Source organism: Endozoicomonas sp. ALB032, assembly GCF_049310125.1.
Classification (GTDB): Bacteria; Pseudomonadota; Gammaproteobacteria; order Pseudomonadales; family Endozoicomonadaceae; genus Endozoicomonas_A.
In genome coordinates this window covers 4,278,931-4,284,953 of sequence record NZ_JBLYNW010000001.1, presented here as the reverse complement: position 1 = coordinate 4,284,953, position 6,023 = coordinate 4,278,931, and the positions used below count along the sequence as shown (strand labels likewise).

1 protein-coding gene (running past one end of the window) is annotated in these 6,023 nt (G+C 50.9%); it reads left to right on the top strand.

Annotation, left to right across the window (positions count from 1 at the left end):
* The first annotated feature begins 30 nt into the window (after positions 1–30).
* A protein-coding gene (locus tag ACO6VG_RS16270) for a TcdA/TcdB catalytic glycosyltransferase domain-containing protein (RefSeq protein ID WP_422474732.1) crosses the window boundary here: on the top strand, positions 31–6,023 show its start. The gene runs 22,408 nt beyond the window's last position; only the first 5,993 of its 28,401 coding nucleotides appear in the window; its start codon is at positions 31–33; the stop codon falls past the right edge of the window.

Here is a 6,023-nt window from a genome sequence, read left to right as displayed (position 1 = left end):
ACGACCTGTTAGTTGCGGAGATCTTCTCTTATGTCTGCAAATCTGACCGACACCGTCCCTCTCAATCCTACTTATAAGCGACAGTGGATTGATACCGGCGATGACTGGTTTTACTCGGCCACTGTTCATACCGATAGTTTTACCATCAGACTGTCGGCGAACCCGGCCAACCCGGAGTCGGTCTTTGCCACACCAGAACACATTCTTACTGTCAGGACAGCCATTGACCGAGCCTTCTGGTTAATCGAGCAGTCCGGTTTTTTTCCTCACTACATGCATCGGAATATCAGTATTATCCTGTCTGACCCTGATTTGCCGGGGCAGAATATCTATTATGACGACGATGGCGTCACCTTGTTAATCGGGCAATCGATCATCAATCCGTCATTATTGCCCCAGGCTTCGGGCAAAGCTGCCGGTATAGCCGATGCTCTTGGAACTGACCGGCTCGTTGCCAGGTTGCTAAACAATATAGCAATGGTCGTTTATGAGGCCTGTGATCCCAATAACTTCTGGTCAGAATTTCAGGCACGTCAGAATGGTTCCACAGAAAATGGTGGCGGTTTAATCCCGTCTCCCATCAGCCAGACTGATGACGTGGTTTCCGCTATAGCCACTCAAACACAGCTCGACTTTATCTCTGAAACCCTGGCTGCCAAATGGTTGAATCAGAAAGTATCACCGGTTTCACTCTATTGGCTGGAGTCTTTGCTTCCTGATCTGTTCAATGCCCCAAAAAATCCTGGGAAGCCGCCAACTCCTCTAAGTGCCCAACTGCAAGCCAGACACTGGCATTCTAAAAACGATCTTGGTCAAACACTTGCCTGGCTCAAAAGTGAGGAGATCCGTCCAACAGGCAATGTTACCAAACCAGTGCCTGACAGTTTTTCTCCTTTCACACCCGTCGCGCCTCTTTTGCGCATCGACGAGACAATAGCCTGCCCTGCTTTTGGCGATGGTTACCGCACCCGGGTTAACGGAACAGAAATAGGCATCAGGGTATACCCCCAGGGCGACGCCGCTCCGCCACTGCGACTGGCCGACATCACCCTTGATGTGGAAAGCTACCATTCACTCGGTTACAAAGATCCGGCACAAACGCTCCGGCGGCTGGTTTTTGACCTCAAGAAATTGGCAGGACTGTTTCTATACGGTGGTTTTAACCGGCAGTTGCTGACCTTTCTTCACGGACTGCAGATTGCCAGTGATCCGGGTGACCCGGATCACAAGATCCCTCTTATCAAGGCAGAGTCCGACCGATTATTTATTGACAGTGACGCAACCTTCACAAACGACAGTCAGCCACTGATTCGTCTGGGGGCCGCTGATCTTTCCCGGCACTCTGACGAGGCTCTTGGACACGGACTGTCATCCCTGTTGGTACCTGCATGGCGAAAAACCCTGACCGACAATGCCGTGGCTGTGGCCGGTATTGAACAGCTCTGGGGGATCACTGACAACAGGCTGAAAGCACTGCAACCGCATTATGGGCTTGATGAACGCTACCAGGCCCGGCAATGGCCACAAGAGTCCGGCGATCTCTACCAGCGACTGGTGTCAGGCCAACGCCATGATCTCAGGAAACGAGGTGGCACTGCGGAAGACTTTGTTGATGCGGTCCGGGAACTTTATCAGGGTGACGGGCTGGCGCCAGCACTTGCCAGCGTTATGGGAGACTGGCAGGCGTTAGCTGAGACTAACCACACAGCCGGGGAAATGGCGGATTTGCTCGAGGCCATTGTCACAGTTTATGGCGAACAGCCGCTACGCAGTGAACAATGGTTTTTCCGCAGGGCACTTGATGCCAGTCTGGACTGGCTGAGTAACAGAGACCCCGACAACCCGGCTCTGGCAAACCTTCAGCGACTGAAAAAAAATGACGAGGCACAACAGGATGAATACGATGGTCTGTTCGAGCCGGAGCAGGCGCCGCTCTTAAACAATACCACCAGCAGCGTTCGGGGCAGATTCCTTACCCTCAAGGCTCTGGGTGACTGGATTGGGGTTTATCTGACACCGGACTATCTGGCCAGTTCCAGTCATCAGACCCTTGCCAGTGACCTGCGGCAACTGGTGGATGCCAGCGAGCTGTTCAGACACCGGTTGAACAATACCGAGGAGTTACGGATGCTATCGAGCAACGTAACAACCCCGATAAGACCTGACACTCTTGGTGACATACACGACCAGGGTATACTTAAAGTCCACCCCGATGAGCGCAACAGGACGATCCCCGGGGAGTATGTCAGCTTGATTATCCCAGGTCGCAATGGCGCGTCCACTGCCAGTCAGTCAGGCCCGCTGACCTACCAGCCCATTCGTCATAGTGCGGAAAATGACACCATCCATGATCTTGCTCCGGTTAACCAGACAGTCAATAACGGCACCTTCACGCTTATCCCTTTTGATCCGGATGAGGGGGACCTGCCCTACGGCTCCGGGTGGCTGGCAGGCCATCTTTCGTTCTTTTACCAGCTGGGGGAAGCATTACGGCTGGCCCTTGGGCTGGCACCAGAAGAAGATGCCAATGCGGCCAAAAACAGGATTCGTACTGAGCTTGGTTTGCCACGGTACTACTCTGGACAGGGCAACCCCGGACAGGACAGACTGCCGTTACCGGTAGTAAACCCCCGTCAGGTGATACTCAAAGAGACCCTGCCGGTGCAGGTAAGGTTTAATCAAACGACAGCGACAGACAGTAGAAAACCCGTACCTCTGGCAGTGACCGGATATGGCTCCCTGGGGCGTTATCTGAAACTGACAGCAGAGCCTGACAGGAACGGCACTTATCGTCTGCAACTGGCTGCCATTGGCACAATGACCGCAGATGGCGGTCTTCTGCCACTTTCCCTCTGGCACCGCTATCCCGCACTCACCAGACCGGCGTCGGGGCACAGGGTTCGCCGTTCTGATTCTGAATCTGCTCCTGTTGCAGGTTCAGACTTCGAATTAATGAATAAACTGATTCCTGACTTTATCACGTTCCATAGGGAATTTGCGCCGTTATTGCTACATCAACGCGCCGTGAATACAGACATACACACACGTTTTGAACATCTGTTCAGGGCTTTTAGGATGTTTGATGGCTACCGTCGTGTGAATTCTTCATCAACCTTTGCTCTAGCGGTAAAGGTCTACAAAAAACTCATCGACCTGACCAGGAATTACCCGATGAAAGGGGAAGCCGGCGAAAAATTTGCGAAACTGACTACAAACTTTCGTCGCTGGTTAGATGTCGCCATTAAACCAGTCCCTGAAAAGCTGCATTTTGTCAGCATCGGCCCAACCGTCGCAGAGCTGAACACTATCAGGTTATGGATTGCAGCCAATTCAAAGTCCGATTTGCAGATAAACCTCTGGTATGATCAAAACGCAATGCTCGCCACTCTGCTTTCTGAAGCCCTTAAAAAAGCAGTGACCAGTCAATTGACCCGTCAATCTGGTCCCGGTGATCCGTCTAATTTTGAATCGGATTTAACGAGAGGATTCATGGAGCTGCAGGATCAGGCCTGGAAATCCATAGCGTCAGACATGGAACAGGGCCGGGGATTTGATCTGGCGGTGAAGAATTTTCTGGTAGGCCACCTCAACTATAAATCATCGGATATTGATAAGAAAAAAGCCCAAATGATGTCAGCCTACCGGCGATTTAAAAAGAAGATAGCGTCTTCTTATCCCGGGGCGAAGTTTTCCTACGAAGATATTAATAAGGTCTGGAGCGATGCCTTCGGGGAAAAGGGTAAGGAGGCCGAAAGTTACTATCTCAGGGAGCTGGGGTTGCGTGGCCACCTGCCTGCAGCCATTGCACTGGTGAAAACCAGGGTGATTGACACTCTCGGTGGCGTTTGTTCTGACACGAAACTTTCACCTGCCATTAATGAGGATCTTTTCAAGGAAATTGACCATTCAGGCCTCATCAAAACAGATTGGGATAGGATACGGATGGCACTGACAGAGCTTGTCATCCGAAGGTTCGGCAGGGAATTCCTTCCCGAAGATCAGGATCCTGCAATAGAACAGAAGGTTTCAGATGATCTCGTCTGGTTCGGTGAAAAATACCCCAAGTTTAAAGGCGATATTGAACGGAGCCTGACGAACTCTGATCGGTCGCAACTATTTAAGCCCCTGGGAGAAGTTAAAGTCATTCCCAGTGAGATATACCTGCCATTGGAAAAAGCCCCAAGTTTATTTTTTGCAGCATCACAGGGCAGCAAGACCATGGAGATGGTCCAAAACCACCTTTTAACCGCTTATCAGACGATTGATCAATATAAGTTGTTCGACATGACAGATTGGAAAACTATCGAGGATACAAGAACGTTTTTCACCTGGCATCAGAAAGCCCCCCCGCCATTGGTTCGTTATCGACTCGGGGGTATATCAACGTTTGCAGATAGCTATCAAATACTGAGTGGTAATAATGCGCTGGAGCAAAGCAATAGTGTAATGGGTTGGACTGGAGACCACAGAGATTCGCTGGATATTCCTGAATTGTCTTCCAACGAACACTATACGATTTCCAGCAAAGCACTGGCTGTCTGGGAGCGTGAAAAAGATATCACAGTCAATACCAACACCGATCCACAGAGCAGAAGCCAATACAGCCAACAATTGGTTATCCAGATGGAGCCTGGTGATGATAGCCCGATTGCCAGGGCCAGCCGTTATCTGTTTCGCAAACACAACAATGGTCAACTGGCGGGAGGTAGTTATCGTTCAATCCGTTGGCTGGTCAAGAATAACGATGCCTGGTCAGATGGAGAGACAGGCGCAAAGGTCAACAATGTCGATATTGGCAGATTTCTGGACAGTAAAAGCCGAATTCATATGGTGGGTCTGGGTGACTCCGGGAACGGGGAATTTACCCTGAGTGGCCAAACCGCGTTAGAACTGTCAAAAAAAATCAATGAATTGACGGCTGATACACCGGTTAAAACCATTAACCTGGTTGGCTCAGGCATTGACGACAATGGGCTTGTCAGCGACTACCTGAAAGAAATTCTGAAAACAACAAAAACCTCGGCAGTGACTGCCCGTGACGGTCTTTTGAGAGTCGATATCTGGGGGCGCCTATGGGTTGGCCTGGTCTCAGAAACAGATCCGGTCACCTGGTCACTGGCCGACCACTCTGACAAGCTGAAAGCGCGTCGTAAGAGTAACGGTGAAATCACCGTCGAACGCTGGTCTGAAAAAGACACATTGGCTGAAGGTGCCACTGGACTCCGGCGGCTGCCCTCTGTGTTATCACAGGACAGCGGGTTGCTGGGGCCCACCGTCAATCCCGATGACCTGGTGCCAACTCTGGCGATGTTCAGGCACCGTTTGAAGCCGGGTCTGCTGAGTTTTCTCAAACCGAGTGATTTAGAAGCACTGGAGACGAAAATTGCAGAATTTGACCAACTTCGCCAGAAGGAGGGAAGTGAAAGTGCCCTGAAAAAGTACATGCTTGTCTATCGGATGCAGAAAAACCTGCCCGCAATTCTGAGTGGGGAATCAGCGGCCTCCCACCTGGCGGCGGCAATAAATCAGTACCTGCTGGATGCTTTGGTGGAGGTTCCTGAAAAGCTTAACTTTATCTGGATTGGTCGTCTCAACGAAGGGGTTAAAGACCATCTCAGGGTCTGGAGTAAGATGGTTCCCTCATGGTCGCTAAGGCTCTGGTACGACCCACAGGCATTTCTGGCGCCCGTGCTTACCCGGGAAATATATAAGGCTGTTGCCGATGAGAAAATAGCCGAGTCATTCCTGGTACATGAACAAGCCAGAGTGGAGTTTTTGACGCGTTTGTGTCATCTACAAGATCTGGCCTACAGCACTATAAAAAAAGGCCTCGCCCAGGGCAAAACCTTTGACGACATGGCGAAGATATTTTTAGTCAACCACCTGGGGATGGATCAAGAAGAATTAACACAAATACAAAGGCAAAGTCTGCAGGAGTTCACAGATCTCGCCAAAGAGCTGACCGGGCTCCGGGGCAACACCGGATCCGGGGGATTCATGCTGGCAGATATCAATCAACTCTG